Source organism: Arthrobacter sp. UYCu723 (assembly GCF_054059215.1).
The window spans coordinates 1,045,680-1,067,891 of the sequence record NZ_JBSSBW010000001.1 but is presented as its reverse complement, the minus strand read 5'-3'; the positions used below and the strand labels follow the sequence as shown (position 1 = coordinate 1,067,891).

Genomic DNA, 22,212 nt, shown 5'->3' with positions numbered 1-22,212 from the left:
GTTGCCCGGATACTACTTTGCCTGGAAAGCCCCAATAGTCAGCAGATTGATGCCTGGGTTGCTGCAGGCGTCCATGGGCTGGGCGAGGAACAGGGACGCCGTGTCCTCCGGCGGGTAGATCCGGAAGCCGGCCGCCGGGGTGCGGGTGCAGTCCGGGTAGTTGCCGGCCTGGGTATAGCGCAGCGTCGCGGTTCCCGCCTGGCCCGGCGCGAGCAGTACTTCGATGACGGTGGTGGAATCGTCACGGGTCGCGGCAGCACCAATGGGCTCGCCGTTGGCGTCAGCGGCCAGGGAGACACCGGCGAAGCCCGTCAGCAGGCAGGGTTCGGCTCCGGAGTTCGTCAGGATCAGCTGCATGTAGACGCTGCCGGCCGCGCCGCCGCCGGTGGAATCGGTGGTGGCCGTCAGGCTGGCGGCCTTGCACAGTGCGGCGCCGGACCGAGTGGGCGCGGGGGATGCCGACGTCGGCTGGGCCGTGTCAGTGCCGGCAGCGGCGGCGCTGCCGGCCTTGTCCGACGAGCTGGCCGTGGGGGCCACTGTTTCGCTGGCAGCCTGCGCTGGCGGCTTGCTGGCCCCGCAGCCGCTGAGCAGGAGCGCTGCTGCGGCAACCGCCGTCGTGAGTGCCAGTCCGTTCTTGGTTCGCTGAGCCGTCATGGCACCACCTTTACGTTCCATGCTGGCTTAGTCAACGACGCCACGGCGGCGGAGCCGGATTGATGCCCCGATTGTGATTTCCGGGCATCAACCGAGGTCAAACCAGCCGTGCAGCTGCTGCTAGTCCGTCTCGGGTCCTGAGCAGTAGTGGCAATCCTCGGGGCACGAGTCGGTGACAGCGGGCCACGCCGCCGCACGGGCCGGCAGACCGCGGGCAATGTCCAGGGCCCCGGCGCCAGGCTGTCCGGTGGTGCTAGTTGTCCTCATGGTGCGTTCCCTCCGCAGCGACGGTCAACTGGTAACCATCGGCTGCGTGGAACAGCTGCCGGGTGCCACCATCCGGCATCACCCACACGACGGCGCCGTCGGCGGTCCGGTTGTCCACCCGGCCGATGAGCTCGAGGTGGCCTTCCCGCCGGAGCTGGACGCGGTCACCGATCTGGACGTCGTCCCAACGGTCTGGGCTGCGGGTGGCCCGGTTCTGCTGCAAAGTCACGATGCTTCCTGGAGGTCAGTGGTGGAGAACGCTGTTGTGACTTAGCTAACCCGGTGAGATGCCGGCGGTTCAATGGACCAACTCACGGCGGAGAGGGTCTGTTGTTGTGCAGGCGTCCAGCCGCTAAGGATCGCGGCGGGCCGCCCGCCGGAACGTGGGGGGCGGAGGCGGCGGGACGGCCCACGGCTGAGCGGCGTGCCGACGGCGCCGCAATTCCAGGGCGAGGCTCTCCTGTCCGCGGGCCATCGCCCAGCGGTGGTTGGCTGCGAACGCCGGTTTCAGCAGCCAGCTCAGGCGCCGCAGCAGGGGCTTGGCCGCGCTGACGCGCCAGTCGTAGGTGATGACGGTTTCGGGGCCGTCCTGCTCGAAGGTCCAGCGGCCTGTTCCGTTCAGGTCTCCGCGGGTGGTGAGTGCGAATCCGCGGGCGGTGACCGGTTCGGTGACGGTCAACGTCCAGCGAAGCGTGTACGGCAGCCACCCCTTGGTGTGGAGAGCCACGGGCCTCGGGATGCCCGGTGCGGTGCTGTTCCCCGCGCCGGGTGCAGCCTGGACGCCCAGATACACGGAAGGCCACCAGCGGGGAAGGGTGGTGGCATCGCCGAGGACGTCCGCGACCTCCTCCGCAGTGCCGGCCACCCGCCACACGGTCTGGAATTCGTAGTCGGCGCTGCCCATCGGGGACTCCTGCCTGTTCTTCCGTGCGGATTGACTGCGTCTGGATTGCCTGCCGCCTGGGTTGCCTGCGCCTGGATTGCCTCGGGTCCGGCGGCGATCTGGTCCGTAGTACTAGTTCAGGCTGACGTGGGTGGCTTTGGCGAGCCATGAATGTCACAGGGCTGCCAGGCAAAAGGAACACCCCGGTCCGAAGACCGGGGTGTTGCCGGGGCGCGGGACAGGCCTGCGCCTTGTTCCGCGGCCTTAGCGGCGTGCCGTCAGTCCGCTGCGCCGCCGGTTGCACCGCCGGCTGCCGCGCCGGCGAGCCGGAGCCAGGTGTCCACCACGGTGTCCGGGTTCAGGGAGACGGAATCGATGCCTTCCTCGACCAGCCACTGGGCGAAGTCCGCGTGGTCGCTGGGTCCCTGGCCGCAGATGCCCACATATTTGCCGCGCTCCTTGCAGGCCTTGATGGCCATGCTGAGGAGCTTCTTGACGGCCGGATCGCGCTCGTCGAAGCTGCCGGCGACGATCGCGGAATCCCGGTCCAGGCCCAGGGTCAGCTGGGTCATGTCGTTCGAGCCGATGGAGAACCCGTCGAAGTGGTCCAGGAACTCGCCGGCCAGCAGCGCGTTGGACGGCAGTTCGCACATCATGATGACCTCAAGGCCGTTTTCGCCGCGGCGCAGTCCGTTTTCCGCCAGCAGTTCAATGACGCCGCTGGCCTCGTCCAGGGTCCGCACGAAGGGGATCATCAGCTTGACGTTGGTCAGGCCCATCTCGTTGCGGACGAAGGACAGTGCCTCGCACTCGAGGTCGAAGCAGTCCCGGAACGACGGTTCCAGGTACCGTGAGGCGCCGCGGAAGCCGATCATCGGGTTCTCTTCATGCGGCTCGTAGGCGGGTCCACCAATCAAGTTGGCGTACTCGTTGGACTTGAAGTCGGACATGCGCACAATCACCGGCTCCGGGGCGAACGCCGCGGCGATGGTCGACACACCTTCGGCCAGGCGCTTGATGTAGTAATCACGCGGGCCGTCGTAGGCGGCAATCCGTTCCCGGATTTCCGCGGCCACCTCCGCCGGCTGATCGTCCAGGTTCAGCAGCGCCTTGGGGTGGATGCCGATCTGGCGGTTGATGATGAACTCGAGCCGGGCCAGGCCCACCCCGTGGTTGGGCAGCTGGGCGAAGGTGAACGCCTGCTCCGGGGTGCCGACGTTCATCATGACCTTGACCGGGGCCTCGGGCAGCTGGGTGATCTCGGTTTCCTCGACGCTGAAGTCCAGGAGTCCTTCGTAGATGACGCCGGTCTCACCGTCGGCGCAGGAGACGGTCACCTCGAGTCCGTCGGAGAGGGCATCTGTGGCGTCCCCAGTGCCGACGACGGCCGGAATCCCCAGTTCCCGGGCGATGATGGCCGCGTGGCAGGTGCGTCCGCCGCGGTTGGTCACGATGGCGGAGGCGCGCTTCATGATCGGTTCCCAGTCCGGGTCGGTCATGTCGGCGACGAGGACGTCGCCGGTCTTGAAAGCGGCCATCTGGTCGATCGCGGTGAGGATGCGGACGCTGCCGGCGCCGATGCGCTGGCCGATGGCGCGGCCCTCGACCAGCGCCCGGCCGGTCCCGTTGAGGCGGAAGCGGCTCAGGCTGCCGGTCGCCCGGCGGGACTGCACGGTTTCCGGTCGTGCCTGCAGGATGTACAGGCCGCCGTCGATCCCGTCCTTGCCCCATTCGATGTCCATGGGGCGGCCGTAGTGGTTCTCGATGGCGACGGCGTGGCGGGCCAGCTGCTCGACGTCGTCGTCCGTGAGGCTGAAGCGGTTCCGCAACGAAGCCTCGACCGGTACAAAGTCAATGGTGTGGCCGACCTCGCGGTTGCTTGTGTAGGTCATCTGGAGCGCCTTCTCGCCCAGCCCGCGCTTGAGGATGGCCGGGCGGCCCGCCTGCAGCGCGGGCTTGTAGACGTAGAACTCATCCGGGTTGACGGCACCCTGGACGACGGCCTCGCCGAGGCCGTAGGAGGAGGTGACGAAGACGGCGTCGTTGAATCCGGATTCGGTGTCCATGGTGAACATCACGCCGGAAGCCCCGACATCGGAGCGCACCATGCGCTGGATGCCCGCTGAAAGTGCCACCTCGGCGTGTTCGAACTTGTGGTGCACGCGGTAGGCGATGGCCCGGTCGTTGTAGAGCGACGCGAACACATCCTTGATGGCCAGCAGGATGTTCTCGATGCCGCGGACGTTCAGGAAGGTTTCCTGCTGCCCGGCGAAGGAGGCATCGGGGAGATCTTCCGCCGTCGCGCTGGAGCGGACGGCCCAGGAGAGGTCCTCGGAGCCGCCGTGCTTGTCCACCAGCGTCCGGTAGGAGTTCCGGATCTGATCTTCGAAGTCCGGCAGAAAGGGCGTCTGACGCATCAGGGACCGGATCTCCTGGCCCGCCGAGGCCAGTGCCGTCACGTCATCGGTATCCAGGCCCACCAGCCGGTCGGCGATCTTCTGGTCCAGGCCGGAGTCGGCCAGGAAGCTGCGGTAGGCGTCCGCTGTCGTGGCGAAGCCGTCAGGCACCTGGACACCGGCAGAGGTCAGATTCTGCACCATCTCGCCGAGCGAGGAGTTCTTACCGCCTACTCGATCCAGATCCTTGAGTCCGAGTTCTGAGAACCACAGGATGTCTGTCGTCATGGTTGCTGCTCCTTTGCAGATGGTGGCATGCATGTGCGCCGCCCCTCGTGCGGGTTTACCGGTTGATGGGCGCAATTTCCTCTCCACAGTGACAGGTCTGGAGCCGTCTTTCCACATGAGCTCCGACACACAATGATTGTGAAAATTTTCCCTAATGCTTTAGCTTCATGCGCTGCAGGATGGTGGCTGCCATTTCCTCCACCGACACAGTGGCTGAATTCAGGTATGGAATCCCGTGGGAGACGTACAACTGCTCGGCGCTGCGCAGCTCAAAGCCGCACTGGCGCAGCGACGCATACGGTGAGCCGCGGCGGCGCTCCGTGCGGATCTGGCTCAGCCGCAGGGGGTTGGAAGAGAGGCCGAAACACTTCTCAACGAAAGGCCGCAGCGGTCTGGGGAGCCCCTCCCGCTCAAAATCCTCATCCACCAGCGGGAAGTTCGCGGCGAAGATCCCGTGCTGCAGCGCCAGGTACATGGTGGTGGGTGTCTTGCCACAGCGGGACGGGGCCACCAGGATGACCTGTGCCTTTTCCAGCGCGCGCAGGCTCTGGCCGTCGTCGTGTTCCATGGCGTATTCGACGGCGGCCATCCGGGATTGGTAGCGCTCTGCATTGCCCAAGCCATGGGCCCGGCCAGGTTCCCCGCTGGCCGCGGTGCCGACGGCACGCTCCAGTTGACCGACATGCGTCCCGATCAGGTCCACGATGATGCCCTTGCACGCCGCCAGGGTCTGGCGGATGTCGCTGCCGACAGCGGTGGAAAAGACGATCGGCTGCAGGCCGCTTGCGGCCAGTTCGTCGATGGTGCGGACGACGGACTTCGCCTGCTCAACAGTGGTGATGAAGGGGATCGTAATGCGGTCAAAATTGTTCGCGGGGAACTGCGTCAGCAAGGTGTTGCCGAGGGTCTCCGCGGTGATGCCGGTACTGTCCGAAAGGAAGTAGACAGGCCGAAGATCGTCATTGGTCATGAACGCATTCTCCACCAGGGCGCACCGGGTGGGGGAATCCCGGGGACTACATGGCGTAGGCTCGGGCGCCGTCGACCCAGGTCTCCAGGACGGCGATCCTGGAGATGTCCCCCGCCGCCACGGCCAGTGGGTCGGCGCTGAGCACTACAAAGTCCGCGCGCTTGCCGGGGGAGATGCTGCCCAGCTCGTCCTCGCGGCCCAGGGCCCGGGCGCCGTTGATCGTGTGGGCGGCCAAGGCCTGTTCCGCCGTGATCCGCAGATCGTCCGCTCCCAGCCGGTGACCCTGCCGGGTCACCCGGGTCACCGCCGCCTGGATGGCCTCGAGGGGTTTGGGCTCGGCCACGGGCGCGTCGGAGCTGAGCGTGACCGGCACGCCGGCCGCCATAAACTCGCCAAGCGGGTTGAACCTTTCGCCGGGGGTGCCGATCGCCTCGGTTACGCCTTCGCCCCAGTTGAAGTAGTGCTGCGGCTGGTTGACGGGGTAGACACCCAGCTCCTTCATCCGCACAATCTGCTCCGGGCTGGGCAGGCCGCAGTGCTCGATCCGGTGCCGGGCGTCCGACGCGGGGAAGGCCGCCTGCGCGGCTTCGATCGCATCCAGAACCATGCCGATCGCGGTGGGGGACTGCGCGTGCGTGGCGGTCTGGAGGCCCACGGAATGCGCCCGGGTGATGAGTTCGGTGTACTCGCCCGGCTCATGGTAGAGCTGGCCCGTGCGGCACGGGTCGCCCACATAGCCGTCGGGGAAGTACGCCGTCCAGCCGCCGAGCGTTCCGTCGGCGTAGAATTTGATGCCGCCCACGGCCAGGTGGGAGTTGCCGAAGGCGCCGTGGATGCCGATCTCGATGGCCTGCTCGAGCAGGTGGGACAGCAGGTACATGCTGACCCGGGTCTTGAGCTCGTTCCGGGCGGACAGGCGAAGGTACATGTCCAGCTCGCGCCGGCTCACTTGGCAGTCGCCGATGCTCGTGACGCCGCCCCGCAGGAACTTCTCCTGGGCCGCGCGCAGCTGGCGCAGGTGCTCCTCGGGCTCGTCCTCGAGGTGGAAGTTCGGGCCGTGGTGGCCCACCTTGACGCCGTCGACGCCCGTCAAAATGTTGCATGCCGCGTCCGAGAGCTCACCCGTGAGCTCGCCGTCGGCGTCCCGGAAGAACTCGCCGCCTTCGGGGTTGGGGGTGTCCCGGTCCACGCCATGCAGGGCGAGCGTGTAGTTGTTCACGACGCCGCCGTGCCCGCTGGCGTTCATGAGATAGACTTCGCGGTCCGTGGCGACCTGGTCCAGTTCCTCCTTGCGCGGATGCCGGCCCTCCGCCAGGTTCCTGTGCTCGTAGCCGTAGCCGCGCACGGGGGTGGTGCCGGGACGCTCAGCGGCCTCGCGAAGCAGAGCCACGATCTCGGGGATGCTGGCCGCCTTCGCGGGGCCGCAGTCCACCCAGCTCATCATCTGCCCGTACATGAGCGGGTGGGCGTGCGGGTCGATGAAGCCCGGAACCACCACCTTGTCCGCCAGGCCCACTACTGCGGGTTCGGTCGGGCACCGTCGGCGGGCCTCTGCGCGGCACTCGGCCTCGGTGCCGACCGCGGCCACATGCGAGCCGTGGACCAGGAACGCCTCGGCGCGGCCCAGTTGCGGGTCCAGCGTGTGGACCGTGGCGCCCGTGAAAATGGTGCTGACGGCATCCAGCGGGGATGCTTCCAGGTGGTGAAGCTTGCGCATGTTGTTGACCTCGCTTTGCAGGGGTGGCTGAGGCTAGCGGCGGATGCCGGCCGGCATGTCGGGGGCGGTTGCGACGATGACGCTGACGCCGTCGTGCCCGTAACTTTCCTTCAGGGCCCGGCCGAAGGCCTCGGGGTCCTCGACCCGCGAGGAGCGGGCGCCGAAACCCTCGGCGATCTTGACGTGGTCGACGGCGGTGACCTCCGTGTCGATCCGGGTCACGTTGGCGCGGTCGAAGGAGTCCCGGATTTCGCCGTAGCCGGCGTTGTCCCACAGGACCACGGTGAGCTGGGACCCGCGGTCCACGGCGCTGGCCAGTTCGGTCAGCGTGAAGAGGGAGCCGCCGTCGCCGGCGATGGCGAGCACGTGCTTGTCAGGTGCCGCGATCCGGGCGCCGACGGCCATCGGGATGGCCGCACCCAGGGTGCCCAGCCCGTAGCTGGCGATCCAGGTGCCGGGGGTGGAATGCGGAAGGTACTGCTGGGCCGTGTAGGCCAGCTGGGTCGAGTCCAGCACGGTGATGGTGTCCGGCGGCGTCGCCTCGGCCAGGGCGTCCAGCCAGGGCATGTGCACCCGGGAGGCGTCGACCCATTCGATCGCCGAGCGCATGGCGGCGGCCCGCGCGGCGCCGTCGTGGGCGGCGGGCGGCAGTTCCGCCGTCGCGTCGAGCAGCGCGGCCAGCACGGTCTCGGCGCGGCCGGCCAGTCCCACCGCGGCGGCGAAGGGGACGTTGAGCTGGGCGGGGTCCACGTCGATGCGGATGATGCGGCCCCCGATGCGGACGGGGCTGCCCGTGTAGATGGTCTCGGTCTCGGAGAATTCGGTGCCGATGGCGACGACGACGTCGGCCGCGTGCAGTTCAGCCTGCGTCCCGGAGAAGGGCAGCTGGTTGGAAGCGGAGAGCGGGTGGTCCGCGGGGATGATGCCTTTGGCGTTGGTGGTGGCGATGACAGGGGCGTCGAAGCGTTCGGCCAGCCGGATCAGTTGCTTCGAGGCGAGCAGGGCGCCACCGCCGGCGAGGATGACGGGCCGCGAGGCCGTGCGCAGCAGCTCGGCGGCCTCGCGAAGCTGCGCCGTGGTCCAGACCTGCGCCGGAGCGGGCGGGGACACCGGCTCGATCGTCCCCACCTCCTTGGCCAGGATGTCGATGGGGATCGCGATGTGCGCCGGGCGCGGCCGCCCGGTCCGGAAGCCATGCCAGATTTCGGCCAGTACCTGGGCGTACTGCTCCGGATCCGTCACGGTCACGGAGGGGGACGTCAGCTTGCCCACGAGCCCGGCCTGGTCCGGGATGTCATGCAGCGGGCCGCGGTTCCGGCCCAGCAGCGCCGTCTCGGTCGTGGAGGCGAGGACCAGCATGGGCACGGAATCGTGCCAGGCCTGGGCCATGGGGGTCAGCGCGTTAAGCACGCCGGGGCCGGAGATGAGCAGGCAGACGCCGGGCTTGCCGCTGACGCGGGCGTAGCCGTCCGCCATGAAACCGGATCCCTGCTCGTGCCGGGCCGGGATGGAGCGGATTCCGGTCTCGCCCAGTCCGCGGTACAGCTCGATCGTATGGACCCCGGGGATCCCGAAGACGGTGTCGACGTCGTAGTGCTCGAGGAGTTTGACTGCTGCCTGGCCGAATTTCATGTCGCTTTCTCCGCGTTCAGTTCAGTGGTGGTTCCGGGGCGTGTTTGGGTGCGCTGAAGCTGCCTGGGAGCCCTGTGGGGCATGGCGGCGTGAACCGTTCGCACCTCTGGGTGCCGGCGGGACGCGGTCCGGGAGGGCTAGTGGACGTGGCTGAGGAACTTTTTGGTCCGCTCGTGTTGCGGGTTGCCGAAGAACTGTTCCGGGGCGGACTGCTCGATGATGTAGCCGCCGTCGAACATGACCACCTCGGAGGCCACGCGCTGGGCGAACTTGACCTCGTGCGTCACCACGACCATCGTCATGCCCTCGCGGGCTAGGGTCTCCATGACCTCCAGGACCTCGCCCACGAGTTCGGGGTCCAGGGCCGAGGTCGGCTCGTCGAAGAGCAGGACCTTCGGGTTCATGACCAGGGCCCGGGCGATCGCCACGCGCTGCTGCTGTCCGCCGGAGAGCTCCGAGGGGAAGGCGTGCGCCCGATCGGCCAGGCCCACTCGGGCCAGCATCTCGTGCGCGACCGTTTCGGCTTCCTTCTTGTGCGTCTTGCGGACGGTGGTCATGCCGACCATGACATTGTGCAGCGCGTTCAGGTGCGGGAACAGGTTGAACTTCTGGAACACCATGCCGATGTCGACGCGTTGGTGCGCCATGGCGCGTTCGGAGAGCGGCACGAAATGTCCCCTGCGTTCCACCACCCCGATGCGCTGGGACTCCAGGTAGATCTCGCCGTCGTCTGCGGTCTCGAGCAGTGCCATCAGGCGGAGCATGGTGGACTTGCCGGAACCGGAGGGGCCGAGGACCGCCTTGACCTGGCCGCGCTGGATCTCGAAATCGACACCCCTGAGGACGGGATTGTGGCCGTAGCTTTTCTGCAGGTTCTTGACCCGCAGGATCGGCTGACCTGAGGCTTCACTCACAGTATGACTTCTTCCTTCTCCGGGCGAGTCCGGATAACCTTGGCCGCCTTGGTGGTCCAGCGGAATTTCCGCTCGAAGTAGCTCTGCAGGATCATCAGGATCGACACGATGACGAGGTAGTAGATGATGGCGGCCGCGTAGTACTCGGCGTAGCGGAACGTCACCGAGACGCCCACTTGCGCAGTAGTGAGCAGTTCCCGCAGCGAGATGACACTGGCCAGGGAGGTGTACTTGACCAGACCGATGAACTCGTTGCCCGTCGGCGGGATCGCGATGCGGGTGGCCTGGGGAATGATGACCTTGAGCATGACCTGGGCCGGCGTCATGCCCAGTGCCCGGGCGGCCAGGGGCTGTCCCTCATCGACGCTCAGCAGCGCCGAGCGCAGGATTTCAGCCATGTAGGCGCCCTCCACAACGGACAGTGCGATGAGGGCCGCCAGGAAGGGTGTGTACCAGCTTTCCGTCAGGGCCGGAATGAGCTGCGGGCCAGCATTCCAGACGATCAGCAGCACCAGCAGGGTGGGAATTGCCCGGAAGAACCAGACATAGGAGCCGGAGATGCCCCGGGCCGTCTTGTTCCTGCTGATGCGGCCCACCGCGAGGGCGAAGCCGATCAGGATGGCCAGGATCTGGGAGAGCGCGGCCAGGCCCAGGGCGATGCCGGCGCCCTGCACGTACTCCAGGGAGAAGAGTTGCTCCCAGAAGATGGCCGGATCAAATTGCATGGCGTCCCACCTTCAACGTTGGCATTCGGCCTATCCCTTGACCAGTTTGTCGGGGTTGAGGCCGTACTTCTTGGCGAGCTCGGCAAGCGTCCCCTTGCTGATGAGCGCCTTGACGGCCTTGGCCACCGGCTCGCTGAGCGGGCCGCCCTTGATCGTGAATACACCGAACGTCGTGTCGGTCGGGAAGATCCCCTCCACGGGGACCAGCGCGCCATTGCTCTTGGCCACGATGTCCGCAATCGCGACGTCGGTTTCCACCAAGGCGTCGGCCTTGCCATTGGTGACGGCCAGGACCGTCTCGGTGACCTTGGGGTATTCGGCGACGTTGATGTTGCCCTTGCCGCCCTGCACGCACTTCTCGCCCAGCGCCCGGACGGTTGCGGCGTTGGCCCCGCCGTTCTGGGCCGCGACGGTCTTGCCGCAGAGGTCGTCTGCAACCTTGACGCTGTCCTTGTTCTTGGCGGCGACGATGATGCCCGGGCCCGTGTTGAGGTACTTGGCGCCGTCGGCAACCTGCAGGCGGGGCTCGCTCGTGTAGAGGCCGGACCACATGACGTCGCAGCGTTTGGCCTGCAGCGCAGGCATCAGACCGTCGAAGGCGGCCTGCTGGAACGTCGGGGTGAGGCCCCAGTAGGACGCGAGGGCGCGGGCGCCGTCGGCGTCGAAGCCGATGATGTCTCCGCTGGTTCCGTTGCTGAAGTACTCTAGCGGGGCGTATTCGGGGTCGATGCAGATCTTCAGCTGGCCGGCGGTGATGAGCCCGCTCGGCGCGGCTTCTACCGCGGCCGCCGTGGAGGCGGTGCTGGCGGGACTGGATCCGCCTCCGCAGGCGGAGAGGGACAGCGCGAGGATCGCTGTGCCGAGGAGGCTGGCAGTTTTCTTCAAGGCCATCTCACTTTCGAGTTCGTGGTGCAGATCACACTGACTGGGGATGAGATGACCGTAGTCCCAAGCTCTAGCCGTGGCAAGCAATCGAATTGTTACATTGCTGATTTGGTGATTCTTTTGTTGGGACGCCCGACAATAACGTGACTCTTAAGCCTGAATCTATCGTTTGCTCCTCGTTTTTTGTCAGTTCGATCGAGATAAGATTCTTCAAGTTAGTTCCGCTCGCGGTTCCGAAGGGTACGCCATGGTCGACATCGACGAACAGATCTTCTCCCTGCTGCAGGACGACGGGCGTGCCAGTTACTCCGCCATGGCGCAAAAGATCGGAGTATCGCGGGCCGCGATCACGGCCCGGGTCGATGCGCTCATGGCGGATGGATCACTTCGCGTCGTCTCCGCAACCCACCCCGACTTCCTGGGCCTTCACTCCATCTCGCACGTGTCGATCCAGACAGACGGACCCTCGGACCCTGTCGTTGAGGCGCTTTCCTCCTGGCCGGCCGTTGTGCTGGTGTTGGGGGTGGGCGGCATCCACAACCTCGTGGTCGAAATCCGGCTCCCCAACCAGGTGGACCTCTATGCCACGATCGGGCGGATCCGCTCCCTTCCGGGGGTCTTGACCGTGAACACCCTGGTCTATGTGGACGTGGTCAGGGGCATCTTCATGCCGCGGCATGCGCTGCCGGAGAACGTGAAGGTCGACGACGTCGATCTCCAACTGATGCGCCAGCTCGAGCAGGACGGCCGCATGAGCTACAAGGATCTGGCCCCACTCCTGGGGCTTTCTCCCAGTGCGGTGCGGAACCGCGTCAACTACCTGCTGGAGAACCACGTGATCCGTATTGGGGCCGCCCACAACCGGCGGGGCAGGACCCGCAACGTCGCGACGGGGCTCGGCGTGAACCTGCGGGGGGACGGGGCCTCCGTGCTTGATGTCATGGCCACGCTGCCGGGCATCGAGTTCCTGGCCCGCACAATAGGCCGCTTCGATCTGGTCGCCACACTGGCCGCTGACTCCGCGGCGACCCTCCGCCATCTCATCGACCGGCTCAGGCAGGTTGACGACGTGGTCAAGATCGAGTCCTGGATGCACCTTGAGGTCTTCAAGGAGAAGTACGAATGGCCCGTCCCGGACGCAACCAGGCCCTTCGCCTTCCCCTCCCCGTCGAACGGCGCCGGCCGGCGTTAGGAAGGCGTTAAGACTTCCCTGGAACCGCACAAGGCGGCTCTCTTGCCGTCTCCAGCCGACGCTGGCTCCCTTTTTTCGGCTTGATCTGGCCCTGTGCACCCCCACGCCACATCCGTAGGTTTGGGGCTACACCAGGAGGAGTGATCGGGATCACTCAAAGTTAGACTGTGCGGACCGATACCTCCGGTGGACCCTAGTCTCGCCTCTTGGCGCAGGCGCAAAAGTGCACTTCTACGGGTTCCGTCAGAAATTTTGGAGGAAACGTGAACATTGCCGAACCTCGGCAGGCCGAGAATGCAGGTCTTAGTAAGGGCCTCAAAAACCGACATATGAATCTGATCGCCATTGGGGGTGTCATCGGCGCCGGATTGTTCGTCGGCAGTGGCGTGGTGATCAGCAGCACCGGTCCGGCCGCGATTATTTCTTTCTCGATCGCGGGCCTCATCACCTTGCTCCTGATGCGGATGCTGGCCGAAATGGCCGTTGCGCGCCCCGTGTTGGGCGCCTTTTACGTCTATGCGCGGCAGGCGCTGGGCCAGCGGGCGGGCTTTACCACAGGCTGGATGTACTGGTACTTCTTCGTGATTGTGGTGGCCGTCGAGGCGATTGCGGGCGGGAAGATCATCCAACTGTGGTTCCCCATGGTCCCACTATGGATGCTCAGCCTGGGCCTCATGGTGGTGTTGAGTGCCACGAACATGGTTTCGGCCCGCTCCTTCGGCGAGTTCGAGTACTGGTTCTCCTCAATCAAGGTGGTGGCCATCGTAGTGTTCCTGGGATTGGGCATCCTGTGGATCACGGGGCTTTGGCCCGAATCCACCCCAGGTCTGGGGAACCTGTTCGACCATGGAGGGTTCACGCCACTGGGCTGGGGGGCGGTGCTGGCCGCCGTCGTACCGTGCGTGGCTTTCTATACCGGCGCGGAAATCATCACCATAGCGGCTGCTGAATCGGAGGATCCCGAGAGGGCCGTCAAGCGCGCCATGCGCTCGATTGTCGCCCGGGTGGTGACCTTCTACGTCGGTTCGATCTCCGTTGTGGTGTGCATTCAGAGGTGGGACGCCGAAAGCGTTGGTGTTAGCCCCTACGCGGCGGTGCTGGACGTGATGGGTATTCCGGCGGTGTCCACCATCATGAACTTCATCGTCCTGACAGCAGTGCTCTCCTGCCTGAACTCTGCGCTGTACACCACCTCGCGCATGCTCTTTGCCCTCACCCGCAATGGTGACGCACCCAAGTTTTTCACCAAGCTTTCCAAGGGTGGCGTTCCTCGCCGTGCCATCCTGCTGGGCACCACTGTGGGGTACATCTCCGTGGTTTGCGTCTACGTGTGGGGTGACGTGGTGTTCGCCTTCCTGGTGAACTCCTATGGAGCGGTGGCGCTCTTCGTCTACCTGGTGATCGCCATTTCACAGGTGGTCCTGCGCAAGAGGCTTGACCGCGAAGACCCCGGGGCATTGAAGCTCAAGATGTGGCTCTTCCCGTGGCTGAGCTACGCAACCATCGCGCTGATGCTGGCCGTGATCGCAGCCATGGCCATTCTTCCCAGCACCCAATCCCAGTTCCTGATGAGCGGCGTGACGCTCGTTGTCATCCTGCTCGGCTACGAGCTGCGCCGGCGGCACGGCAGGAAGCCGGGAGAAGAGGCAGGCAACGACGCCGCCGAACTGCCAGCAGAACTGCCGACAGACCTGGACAACGAGCCAGCAGCAGCCCGCACATGATCTTCAGGCCGGATCAACCATCCGGCCCACGGAGCCCGCTGCAGGAGAGTGCCAATGGCGGCACTGTCCTGCAGCGGGCTCTTGTGTTTAAGCGGGTGCAGGTTTGGGCGCAGGATCGGTGTTGTCAGCGGCGCCCGGCGCCCAAGGGCCCGGCTTCCCAAAGCATCGGTGTTGTCAGCGGCGTCCGGCCAGCATGGCCAGGACCTGCCCGACGACGGCGCTGGTGGTTCCGCGGGACAGGTCCAGTGAGATGTTCCGCCGGTAGTACGGCGAGAGGTCCAGCCCGACGCCCAGTCCGAAGATGTCCGCGCTGCCGGACGCCTCGTGCGCCGCCACCACATCCTGCAGGTGCTGCTCCAGGTAGTGGCCGTCGTTGGCCAGCGCTGTGGCGCCGTCCATCGGGCTGCCATCGGAAATCACCAGCAGGATCCGGCGGGCGGCGTCGTTGCTCCCGGTGCCGCCGTTGAGAAGGCGCGCGCAGGCCCAGTCCACGGCTTCGCCGTCGACCCCCTCGCGGAACAGGTCCTTCTTCATCAGCCCGGCAATCCCCGGGCGGGCCCGCCGCCACGGGGTGTCGGCATCCTTGAAGACCAGATGCCGCACCTCGTTGAGCCGCCCTGGATGCGCGGGCCTCCCGGCGCGGATCCAGTCTTTCCCGGCCCGGCCGCCGTTCCAAGCGGCGGTGGTGAAGCCGAGGATCTCGCACCGCGCACCGGCCAGCTCCAGGGCGCGCGCATAGACGTCCACCAGTGCGGCCACGGCGGCGCTGTATTCCTTCATGGATCCGGAGCAGTCCACCAGGAACGTCACCGCGGCGTCGGTCCGGGGTTCGATCCGTTCAGTCCTGAAGACCCTGCGGTCCCCGGAGGATGTGACCAGCCGGGCCAGCCTGCTGCCGTCGAGCCGACCCTCCAAGGCGTCCCCGTCCCAGCCGTCGTTGATGGCCGTGGACAGCACCGCGCCCAGGGCCCGGCCCAGCCTGGGCACGTTGATGCCCTGCCGGGCGATGTCGTCGTCGAGCTGTTGCCGGTAGCCGCGCAGCAGCTCGGCGCGGACCAGGTCTTCGGCCTGGAACTGACGGTCATGGGCGGTGGTGAACCGCCGGTAGCCGCCATCGCCGGCCTGCAGGGCGTCGCTGTGCCCGTATCCGGCGGTGGGGACGGCGTCGTCGTTACTGTCCTGGTCGAAGAGCAGCTGGAACTGCGGCACCCGGCTGCCGGAGCGGGCCGGCCGCGCATCCCGGGATTCCAGGTGCTCGCTGATTGCCGCAACGGTCTCCGCGATGGCAAGGGCATGGCGGGCGAAGCCGGACTGCGAGAACCGTTCCCGGCGCAGGGCGGCCAGATGGGTGCCGATGTACGGGGCAAGGTCGGCCCGGGTCGATTCGATCCGGTCCTCGAAGTCCGGGGTCATCGGCTCGGCGGTGATCCGCGCCCGGCAGACGAGAGCCACGGTGAAGAGGATGATTCCCAGCGCAGTGTCGATCTGGGTGGATGCCTCGAACTCCCGGGACCACTGCTGGAAACGGCCGTTCAGGTTGGCCCGGACCCCCGGCATGGCAGGATCGGTCAACGATTCGGTGCGGAACTGTTCCAGCATTTCGAACACCAGCATGCGCGTGGGAGTCACCGGGCAGAGCCGGCCGTGCAGGGCGGCGTCGCTGTGCCGCAACCGCAGCGCCATGCCGTCGGCCGCGCCGCGGAAGGACGCCAGGGCGGCGTCGTCCGTGTCCGGGTGCAGATGCGGGGCGGGCATCGCCACCGGGGTGCCTTCCCGATAGAGGACCGGGCCGCGGAAATGCAGGCCACCCTGCCCGCTGAGCGCGCGCAGGGCCGCGGCGCACAGTTCAACGGTCTGCTTGCGGCGGCGCAGCGATGCGGCTGCGCGGTGCCGGGAGGCGGTCTCCGCCCGTTCCTTATCCGCCTGCGCCGTCTGTTCCGTCAGGGAGGCCATGCGAGGCCCTACCCCGCGGCGGCGGCGAAGGCGCCGGCCGGCTGCGGTTCGGCCGGCCCATACCCCGGCGTCCGCGGTGCTTCCAGCTCGCGGTCGAAGCAGCGCTGGAAGTACTCGGCGATGACCGGCTGTTCGGCTTCGTCGCACTTGTTGACGAAGGACAGCTGGAACGCCTTGCCCGGGTCGCCGAAGATCTCGATGTTCTCGGCCCAGGTGATCACGGTGCGCGGGGACATCAGGGTGGACAGGTCCCCCACCCGGAAGCCGTCCCGGGTCAGCTTGGCCACGGCCACCATGGAGGCCACCAGCTTACGGCCGGCCGGGTGGTCCATCTCCGGAACCCGCGCCAGCACGATCCCGATCTCGTCCTCCGCCGGGGGATGGTTCAGGGCCGCAACAATGTTCCAGCGGTCGATCTGGGCGTGGTTGAGCCGCTGGACGCCGTGGTACATGCCGTTGAGGTTCCCCAGTCCCACGGTGTTGGCCGTGGCAAAGAGCCGGAAGCCGGGGTGCACGTCCAGGACCCTGTTCTGGTCGAGCAGTGTCAGCTTGCCGTCACGCTCCAGGAGCCGCTGAATCACGAACATCACGTCCGGCCGCCCGGCGTCGTACTCGTCCAGGATCAGGGCCACAGGCCGCTGGATGGCCCAGGGGACGATGCCCTCCTGGAACTCGGTGATCTGCTTGCCGTCCTTGAGGACCACGGTGTCGCGCCCCACGAGGTCCAGCCGGCTGATATGGCCGTCCAGGTTGACGCGCACGCACGGCCAGTTCAGCCGTGCGGCCACCTGCTCGATGTGCGTTGACTTCCCCGTCCCATGGAGCCCTTGGAGCAGCATCCGCCGGTTCCGGGTGAAGGCGGCCAGGATGGCCAGCGTGACGTCGTGGTTGAACCGGTATGCCGGGTCAACCTCGGGGACGTGCTCCTCGGCATCCCGGAACGCGGCCACCTTGAGGTCCGAGTCGAGGTTGAACACCTCGCGGACAGAGACCATCTCATCGGGCATCAGGCGTGTCAACTGCTCCACAGCTGGTCCTCCGCCGCGTCAGCCCTGCCCGAGCCGGTGCCGCCCGTGCCGGCCGGGCTGCCGCCGTCGACGGCTGCTTCCCCGGTGCCGGCACCGGACTCGGCCTCAATCCTGCCGAGCTCCGCCGCGGCACGCTGCAGGGCGGGGAGTAGCTTCAGCCCTTTCTCCGGAGTGAGCCGCATGACGGGCGCCTGGACGGCGACACAGAGATTGGACACGGCGTTGGTGGTGGGCACCAGCACTGCGACGCAGACCATGCCCGGCAGGAATTCCTCGTCGTCGATGGCATAGCCGTCCCTGCGGACGCGCTGGAGTTCCTCCTCGATCAGCTCGGGGTCCGTCACGGTCTTGTTCGTGTAGCGCTCCAGCGGTGCGGCGGCAATGAGCCGCTTGCGCTGGGCCGGGCTGAGCTGGGAGAGGATCATCTTCCCGCTGGCCGAGCAGTGGACCGGAACCCTGGACCCAGGCTGCAGCGTGATCCGGAGCGGTTCGGAGGTTTCGATGCGGTCCAGGTAGACCACCTCGCTGCCGGACACAGCCGTCACGTTGCAGCTCTCGCCCAGTTCCGCGACCAGATTGCGCAGCACCGCGCGGCGCGCGCCGTGGTGCATGTCGTTAATCAGCAGGTCCTCGGCCATGCGCCGCAGGCGGACCCCGGTGCCGTAGTGCCGGCCGTTGTTTTCGCGGATCAGCAGGCCGGCGCTTTCCAGCTGCTGCAGCATGCGGTGCAGGGTGGGCTTGGGGGTGCCCGTTTCCTCCACCAGCCCCTGGAGCGTGAAGAGCTGGTCCTTCGTGGCGATCAGTTCCAGCAGCGAGAACAGCCGCATGGTGGGCGTCTCCCCGAGCAACTCCGTCGGTGCCTGCACGCCTGGGTCACCAAGCCTGTGAATCTCAGCCATTTGTTGTCCTCCACTGCTCAAGCCGCACTGTTTTTGGCATCTATTTCAAGAATATCGTACGTCTAGTTCCAAATATTTGAAATACCTGTTGACCTTGCGGCGCTTTTGTCATAATCTCGGCATCAGCACCAAAACAGGAACGTTTTGTTCCATTTTTTATATATCTAGCGTATCTAGGCGAAGTCCTGGAGGAGGAGTCATCATGAGCCAAGACACCGTCGAAACCTCATTCGTTGCCGACGACGGCGCGGAAGAAGCGCTCGTCACGGAGGCATCTGAGGCACAGGGCGATGGCGCCCCGGCCAAGGCCGCACGTGAAGTAGTCAAGGGCCTGCAGAAGATGACGCCGTCGGAGGCCTTCGTGGAGACCCTGGTCGCCAATGACGTCACCGATATTTTCGGCATCATGGGCTCGGCATTCATGGACGCGATGGACATCTTCGCTCCCGCCGGCATCCGTCTGGTCCCGGTGGTCCACGAACAGGGCGCAGCCCACATGGCCGACGGCTATGCCCGTGCCAGCGGCCGCCACGGCGTGGTCATCGGCCAGAACGGCCCCGGCATCAGCAACTGCGTCACCGGCATCGCCGCCGCCTTCTGGGCCCACAGCCCGGTGGTCATCGTGACGCCGGAAGCCGGTACGACGGGCATCGGCCTGGGCGGCTTCCAGGAAGCCAAGCAGCTGCCCATGTTCCAGGAATTCACCAAGTACCAGGGCCACGTGACGCACCCGGCCCGCATGGCAGAATTCACCAGCCGCTGCTTCGACCGCGCCATGTCCGAAAACGGGCCCACCCAGCTGAACATCCCGCGTGACTACTTCTACGGCGAGATCACCGCCGAAATCCCGCAGCCGCGCCGCGTGGACCGCGGTGCCGGCGGCACCAAGAGCCTGGACGAGGCCGCAGCGCTGCTCGCCACCGCCAAGTTCCCGGTGATCGTCTCCGGCGGCGGTGTGGTCATGGCCGACGGCGTCGAGGAATGCAAGGCGCTCGCCGAGCGTCTGGGCGCCCCGGTGGTCAACAGCTACCAGCACAACGACTCCTTCCCGGCCAGCCACCCGCTCTGGGCCGGACCGCTCGGCTACCAGGGATCCAAGGCGGGCATGAAGCTCATCTCCCAGGCCGACGTCGTCATCGCCCTTGGCACTCGCCTGGGCCCGTTCGGCACCCTGCCGCAGTACGGCCAGGCCTACTGGCCCACCGAAGCCAAGATCATCCAGATCGACGCCGACCACACCATGCTCGGCCTGGTCAAGAAGATCAGCGTCGGCATTTGCGGCGACGCCAAGGCCGTCGCCCTCGAACTGAGCAAGCGCCTGGACCAGCTGACGCTTGCTTGCGACGCCACCAAGGCCGAGCGTGCCGCCACGATCAAGGCTGAGAAGGAAAGCTGGGAAGAGGAGCTGACCGCGTGGACTCATGAGACGGATGAGTACAGCCTGGACATGCTTGAGGAGCACAAGAACGAGGAAGGCAACTGGCTGTCCCCGCGCCAGGTGCTGCGCGAGCTGGAAAAGGCGATGCCGGAGAACGTCATGATCTCCACCGACATCGGAAACATCAACTCCGTGGCCCACAGCTACCTCAGGTTCGAGAAGCCGCGCAGCTTCTTCGCCCCGATGAGCTTCGGCAACTGCGGCTATGCGTTGCCGACCATGATCGGCGCCAAGGCCGCGGCCATGGACCGTCCCGCAGTGGCATACGCCGGCGACGGCGCATGGGCCATGAGCATGGGCGAAGTCCTGACCGCGGTCCGGCACGACATCCCGGTCACGGCCATCGTCTTCCGCAACCGCCAGTGGGGTGCGGAGAAGAAGAACCAGGTGGAGTTCTACAACCGCCGCTTCGTGGCCGGCGAACTCGACAACGAGAACGAGAGCTTCGCCGCCATGGCCCAGACCATGGGTGCCGAAGGCATCGTGGTCGACCGGCTCGACGAGGTCGGTCCCGCCCTCAAGCGCGCGCTCGCCGCCCAGATGGAAGAAGGCAAGACCACAGTCATCGAGATCATGTGCACCCGTGAACTGGGCGATCCCTTCCGCCGCGATGCCCTCGCCAAGCCGATCCGCATGCTCGAGAAGTACAAGGACTACGTCTAAATCCTGATTTCGTTTCCGGTTTTACCCTTGCGGAGGTCTTCCTTGTGGAGGCCTCCGCAGGCCTTCTTCTCTTCCAGACCCGGCCGCCACCGGGCCAGACTTCTCGGCCCGACCCATAGCAAAGGACGCTCATGAGTATCCAGTCAACGACCAACTCCCGGACCTCGCAGCAGGCGCTTGACGCAATCGCCACGGTCAGCACCGGCCTGTTCATCGACGGCGAATGGGCCGAAGCGGCGTCCGGGGCCCGTTTCGACGTCGTAAATCCTCCCCACTGAAGAGGTCATCGCCACGGTAGCCGACGGCGGTCCCGAAGACGCCCGCCGGGCCATCGAAACCGCCGGCCGCGTACAGAAGCAATGGGCCAAGACGTCGCCGCGCGAGCGGAGCGAGATCCTCCGCCGTGCCTACGACCTGATCACGGCCCGACAGGATGAGCTCGCTCTCATTATGACCAGCGAGATGGGCAAGCCGTTCCCGGAGGCCAAGGGCGAAGTGGCCTACGCCGCGGAGTTCTTCCGTTGGTTCTCCGAGGAGGCCGTGCGGATCGGCGGCGACCTGACCACCACCGGCGACGGCAAGAACCGCATCCTCGTCTCCAAGGAGCCCGTGGGCCCCTGCGTGCTGGTCACGCCGTGGAACTTCCCCCTGGCCATGGGCACCCGCAAGATCGGCCCGGCCATCGCGGCCGGCTGCACCATGGTGTTCAAGCCCGCCAACCTCGCCCCGCTGTCCTCCCTGGCGCTCGTGGACATCCTGATCGAGGCCGGCCTGCCCAGGGGTGTGCTCAACGTTGTCTGCACCACTAAGGCCTCGGAGGTGGTGTCGCCCTGGATGGCCAGCGGCATCGCCCGCAAGGTCAGCTTCACCGGCTCCACCGAAGTCGGCGTGCGCCTGCTCCAGCAGGCATCGCAGCACGTCATGCGCTCCTCGATGGAACTGGGCGGGAACGCCCCGTTCATCGTGTTCGAGGACGCTGACCTGGACCGTGCCGTGGACGGCGCTGTCGCCGCGAAGATGCGCAACATGGGCGAGGCCTGCACGGCAGCCAACCGGCTCTTTGTGCAGCGCCCCATCGCGGACGAATTCGCCCGACGGCTGGCCGCCCGCCTCAGTGCCCTTTCGGTGGGCGACGGAGCCGACTCCGGCACCGACGTCGGGCCCCTCGTCGAAGAGAAGGCACTCACTAAAATGCAGGAACTGGTGGACGACGCCGTGTCCAAGGGCGCCACGGTGGTGTGCGGTGGCTCCCGCCCGGACCGCCCCGGCTACTTCTACACTCCCACTGTTTTGTCCGGCGTCAGCCCGGAATCCGACCTCATGAGCCAGGAGATCTTCGGGCCCGTGGCTCCTGTAGTTCCCTTCGACACCGAAGAGGAAGTCACCCGGCTGGCCAACGACACCCAGTGGGGGCTGGTGGGCTATCTCTTCACCCAGGACGTGGACCGGGGCTTCCGCATGGGCGACGCCCTTGAAGTTGGCATGGTCGGGCTCAACACTGGAATTGTCTCCAACCCTGCGGCGCCCTTCGGCGGCATCAAGGCCTCCGGCCTGGGCCGCGAGGGTGGCCGGGTCGGGATCGAGGAATTCCTCGAGACCAAGTACATGGCTATTCCCCGCGTCTAAGCCTTGGCTAAGCCTTGGTAGAAGCTGGTGCCCCAGGCATACCGAGCGGACATAGCCGTATCGGCGGCTGCGATGCACCGGGCTCTGACGGGGCAGGCACCCAGAGTGGCCAGGCTGTCCTTCAGCACGCGGGGCAGCGCCGTCCATCCGCACATGGACAAGGTCAGGTCAGCGATGGGGATCCTGCGGACCCGCCATCCGCTGCTTCAGGTGGATGGCGAACTGCAGTTTGATGCCGCCCTGGTCCCGCAGATCGGGGCGTCGAAGGCACCTGGATCGCCGTTGAACGATCTGTCCCGGGATGCAGCGCGGAGGACATCATCTCCGTGGGTCTGCTGAGCGCCATGCAATCGCTCTC

General features: G+C 66.4%; 18 protein-coding genes and 1 pseudogene. 5 read left to right on the top strand and 14 right to left on the bottom strand.

What is annotated here, in order from left to right; genetic code table 11:
• Positions 1-12: 12 nt before the first annotated feature.
• The 11 genes from ACVWZ8_RS04760 to ACVWZ8_RS04710 all read right to left on the bottom strand — a co-directional run bounded on the left by ACVWZ8_RS04760 (position 13) and on the right by ACVWZ8_RS04710 (position 11,331).
• Positions 13-654, bottom strand: a complete 642-nt coding sequence (locus ACVWZ8_RS04760; protein ID WP_456503958.1) for a DUF4232 domain-containing protein — start codon at positions 652-654, stop codon at positions 13-15.
• Positions 655-774: 120 nt separating this feature from the next.
• Entirely contained in the window at positions 775-921 is a 147-nt protein-coding gene (locus ACVWZ8_RS04755) for a hypothetical protein (protein WP_426975954.1), read from the bottom strand.
• The gene (locus ACVWZ8_RS04750) at positions 908-1,150 is read right to left on the bottom strand and encodes a hypothetical protein (protein ID WP_426975955.1); all 243 of its coding nucleotides are present in this window, start codon (positions 1,148-1,150) and stop codon (positions 908-910) included. Before ACVWZ8_RS04750 ends, ACVWZ8_RS04755 begins: the two co-directional genes overlap by 14 nt.
• A gap of 123 nt (positions 1,151-1,273) precedes the next feature.
• Complete coding sequence (locus ACVWZ8_RS04745; protein WP_426975956.1) at positions 1,274-1,825, bottom strand: SRPBCC family protein; 552 nt, start codon at positions 1,823-1,825, stop codon at positions 1,274-1,276.
• Between the two features lie 257 nt (positions 1,826-2,082).
• Complete coding sequence (gene ppsA, locus ACVWZ8_RS04740) at positions 2,083-4,488, bottom strand: phosphoenolpyruvate synthase (protein WP_456503957.1); 2,406 nt, start codon at positions 4,486-4,488, stop codon at positions 2,083-2,085.
• 151 nt (positions 4,489-4,639) lie between these two features.
• Positions 4,640-5,458 carry a pyruvate, water dikinase regulatory protein gene (locus ACVWZ8_RS04735; protein ID WP_456503956.1) on the bottom strand — a complete coding sequence of 273 codons (819 nt, stop codon included), beginning with the start codon at positions 5,456-5,458 and terminating at the stop codon, positions 4,640-4,642.
• A 46-nt stretch (positions 5,459-5,504) separates the two neighbouring features.
• Positions 5,505-7,175 (bottom strand): amidohydrolase, encoded by a 1,671-nt coding sequence (locus tag ACVWZ8_RS04730; protein ID WP_456503955.1) that lies wholly within the window; start codon positions 7,173-7,175, stop codon positions 5,505-5,507.
• Between the two features lie 33 nt (positions 7,176-7,208).
• Positions 7,209-8,807, bottom strand: coding sequence for a 5-guanidino-2-oxopentanoate decarboxylase (locus ACVWZ8_RS04725; protein ID WP_426975960.1), 1,599 nt, complete (start codon positions 8,805-8,807; stop codon positions 7,209-7,211).
• Positions 8,808-8,944: 137 nt separating this feature from the next.
• On the bottom strand, positions 8,945-9,721 hold the full coding sequence (locus ACVWZ8_RS04720) for an amino acid ABC transporter ATP-binding protein (protein ID WP_426975961.1): 777 nt from the start codon (positions 9,719-9,721) through the stop codon (positions 8,945-8,947).
• Positions 9,718-10,446, bottom strand: coding sequence for an amino acid ABC transporter permease (locus ACVWZ8_RS04715; protein ID WP_456503954.1), 729 nt, complete (start codon positions 10,444-10,446; stop codon positions 9,718-9,720). Before ACVWZ8_RS04715 ends, ACVWZ8_RS04720 begins: the two co-directional genes overlap by 4 nt.
• A 30-nt stretch (positions 10,447-10,476) precedes the next feature.
• Positions 10,477-11,331, bottom strand: coding sequence for a transporter substrate-binding domain-containing protein (locus ACVWZ8_RS04710; protein ID WP_426975963.1), 855 nt, complete (start codon positions 11,329-11,331; stop codon positions 10,477-10,479).
• Positions 11,332-11,578: 247 nt separating this feature from the next.
• Here ACVWZ8_RS04710 and ACVWZ8_RS04705 point away from each other — a divergent pair, with 247 nt between their 5' ends.
• Together ACVWZ8_RS04705 and ACVWZ8_RS04700 are read left to right on the top strand one after the other, a co-directional pair.
• The gene (locus ACVWZ8_RS04705) at positions 11,579-12,523 is read left to right on the top strand and encodes an Lrp/AsnC family transcriptional regulator (protein WP_456503953.1); all 945 of its coding nucleotides are present in this window, start codon (positions 11,579-11,581) and stop codon (positions 12,521-12,523) included.
• 329 nt (positions 12,524-12,852) lie between these two features.
• On the top strand, positions 12,853-14,247 hold the full coding sequence (locus tag ACVWZ8_RS04700) for an amino acid permease (protein WP_426975965.1): 1,395 nt from the start codon (positions 12,853-12,855) through the stop codon (positions 14,245-14,247).
• Positions 14,248-14,421: 174 nt separating this feature from the next.
• On the opposite strand, the gene ACVWZ8_RS04695 is transcribed toward ACVWZ8_RS04700, so the two are convergent.
• From ACVWZ8_RS04695 to ACVWZ8_RS04685, 3 genes are read right to left on the bottom strand one after another with little or no spacing between them, the layout of a single operon-like run.
• Positions 14,422-16,200 (bottom strand): cobaltochelatase CobT-related protein, encoded by a 1,779-nt coding sequence (locus ACVWZ8_RS04695; protein ID WP_456503952.1) that lies wholly within the window; start codon positions 16,198-16,200, stop codon positions 14,422-14,424.
• Between the two features lie 8 nt (positions 16,201-16,208).
• Positions 16,209-17,228, bottom strand: a complete 1,020-nt coding sequence (locus tag ACVWZ8_RS04690; protein ID WP_426975967.1) for an AAA family ATPase — start codon at positions 17,226-17,228, stop codon at positions 16,209-16,211.
• On the bottom strand, positions 17,216-18,127 hold the full coding sequence (locus tag ACVWZ8_RS04685; RefSeq protein ID WP_456503951.1) for an IclR family transcriptional regulator: 912 nt from the start codon (positions 18,125-18,127) through the stop codon (positions 17,216-17,218). Before ACVWZ8_RS04685 ends, ACVWZ8_RS04690 begins: the two co-directional genes overlap by 13 nt.
• A gap of 202 nt (positions 18,128-18,329) precedes the next feature.
• Between ACVWZ8_RS04685 and xsc the strand changes: the two genes are divergently transcribed.
• The 3 genes and pseudogenes from xsc to ACVWZ8_RS04670 all read left to right on the top strand — a co-directional run bounded on the left by xsc (position 18,330) and on the right by ACVWZ8_RS04670 (position 22,193).
• Positions 18,330-20,228 carry a sulfoacetaldehyde acetyltransferase gene (gene xsc / locus ACVWZ8_RS04680; RefSeq protein WP_426975969.1) on the top strand — a complete coding sequence of 633 codons (1,899 nt, stop codon included), beginning with the start codon at positions 18,330-18,332 and terminating at the stop codon, positions 20,226-20,228.
• 131 nt (positions 20,229-20,359) lie between these two features.
• Positions 20,360-21,854, top strand: a pseudogene (locus tag ACVWZ8_RS04675) (NAD-dependent succinate-semialdehyde dehydrogenase).
• 27 nt (positions 21,855-21,881) lie between these two features.
• Complete coding sequence (locus tag ACVWZ8_RS04670) at positions 21,882-22,193, top strand: phosphate acyltransferase (protein WP_456503950.1); 312 nt, start codon at positions 21,882-21,884, stop codon at positions 22,191-22,193.
• The last annotated feature ends 19 nt before the right edge of the window (positions 22,194-22,212 follow it).

What these genes read in the sequence shown, in the direction of transcription:
- ACVWZ8_RS04760 (WP_456503958.1), bottom strand. Translation starts at nt 654, where the DNA reads ATGACGGCTCAGCGAACCAAGAACGGACTGGCACTCACGACGGCGGTT.
- ACVWZ8_RS04735 (WP_456503956.1), bottom strand. Translation starts at nt 5,458, where the DNA reads ATGACCAATGACGATCTTCGGCCTGTCTACTTCCTTTCGGACAGTACC.
- ACVWZ8_RS04745 (WP_426975956.1), bottom strand. Translation starts at nt 1,825, where the DNA reads ATGGGCAGCGCCGACTACGAATTCCAGACCGTGTGGCGGGTGGCCGGC.
- ppsA (WP_456503957.1), bottom strand. Translation starts at nt 4,488, where the DNA reads ATGACGACAGACATCCTGTGGTTCTCAGAACTCGGACTCAAGGATCTG.
- ACVWZ8_RS04695 (WP_456503952.1), bottom strand. Translation starts at nt 16,200, where the DNA reads ATGGCCTCCCTGACGGAACAGACGGCGCAGGCGGATAAGGAACGGGCG.
- ACVWZ8_RS04755 (WP_426975954.1), bottom strand. Translation starts at nt 921, where the DNA reads ATGAGGACAACTAGCACCACCGGACAGCCTGGCGCCGGGGCCCTGGAC.
- ACVWZ8_RS04700 (WP_426975965.1), top strand. Translation starts at nt 12,853, where the DNA reads ATGAATCTGATCGCCATTGGGGGTGTCATCGGCGCCGGATTGTTCGTC.
- ACVWZ8_RS04725 (WP_426975960.1), bottom strand. Translation starts at nt 8,807, where the DNA reads ATGAAATTCGGCCAGGCAGCAGTCAAACTCCTCGAGCACTACGACGTC.
- ACVWZ8_RS04715 (WP_456503954.1), bottom strand. Translation starts at nt 10,446, where the DNA reads ATGCAATTTGATCCGGCCATCTTCTGGGAGCAACTCTTCTCCCTGGAG.
- ACVWZ8_RS04705 (WP_456503953.1), top strand. Translation starts at nt 11,579, where the DNA reads ATGGTCGACATCGACGAACAGATCTTCTCCCTGCTGCAGGACGACGGG.
- xsc (WP_426975969.1), top strand. Translation starts at nt 18,330, where the DNA reads ATGAGCCAAGACACCGTCGAAACCTCATTCGTTGCCGACGACGGCGCG.
- ACVWZ8_RS04685 (WP_456503951.1), bottom strand. Translation starts at nt 18,127, where the DNA reads ATGGCTGAGATTCACAGGCTTGGTGACCCAGGCGTGCAGGCACCGACG.
- ACVWZ8_RS04730 (WP_456503955.1), bottom strand. Translation starts at nt 7,175, where the DNA reads ATGCGCAAGCTTCACCACCTGGAAGCATCCCCGCTGGATGCCGTCAGC.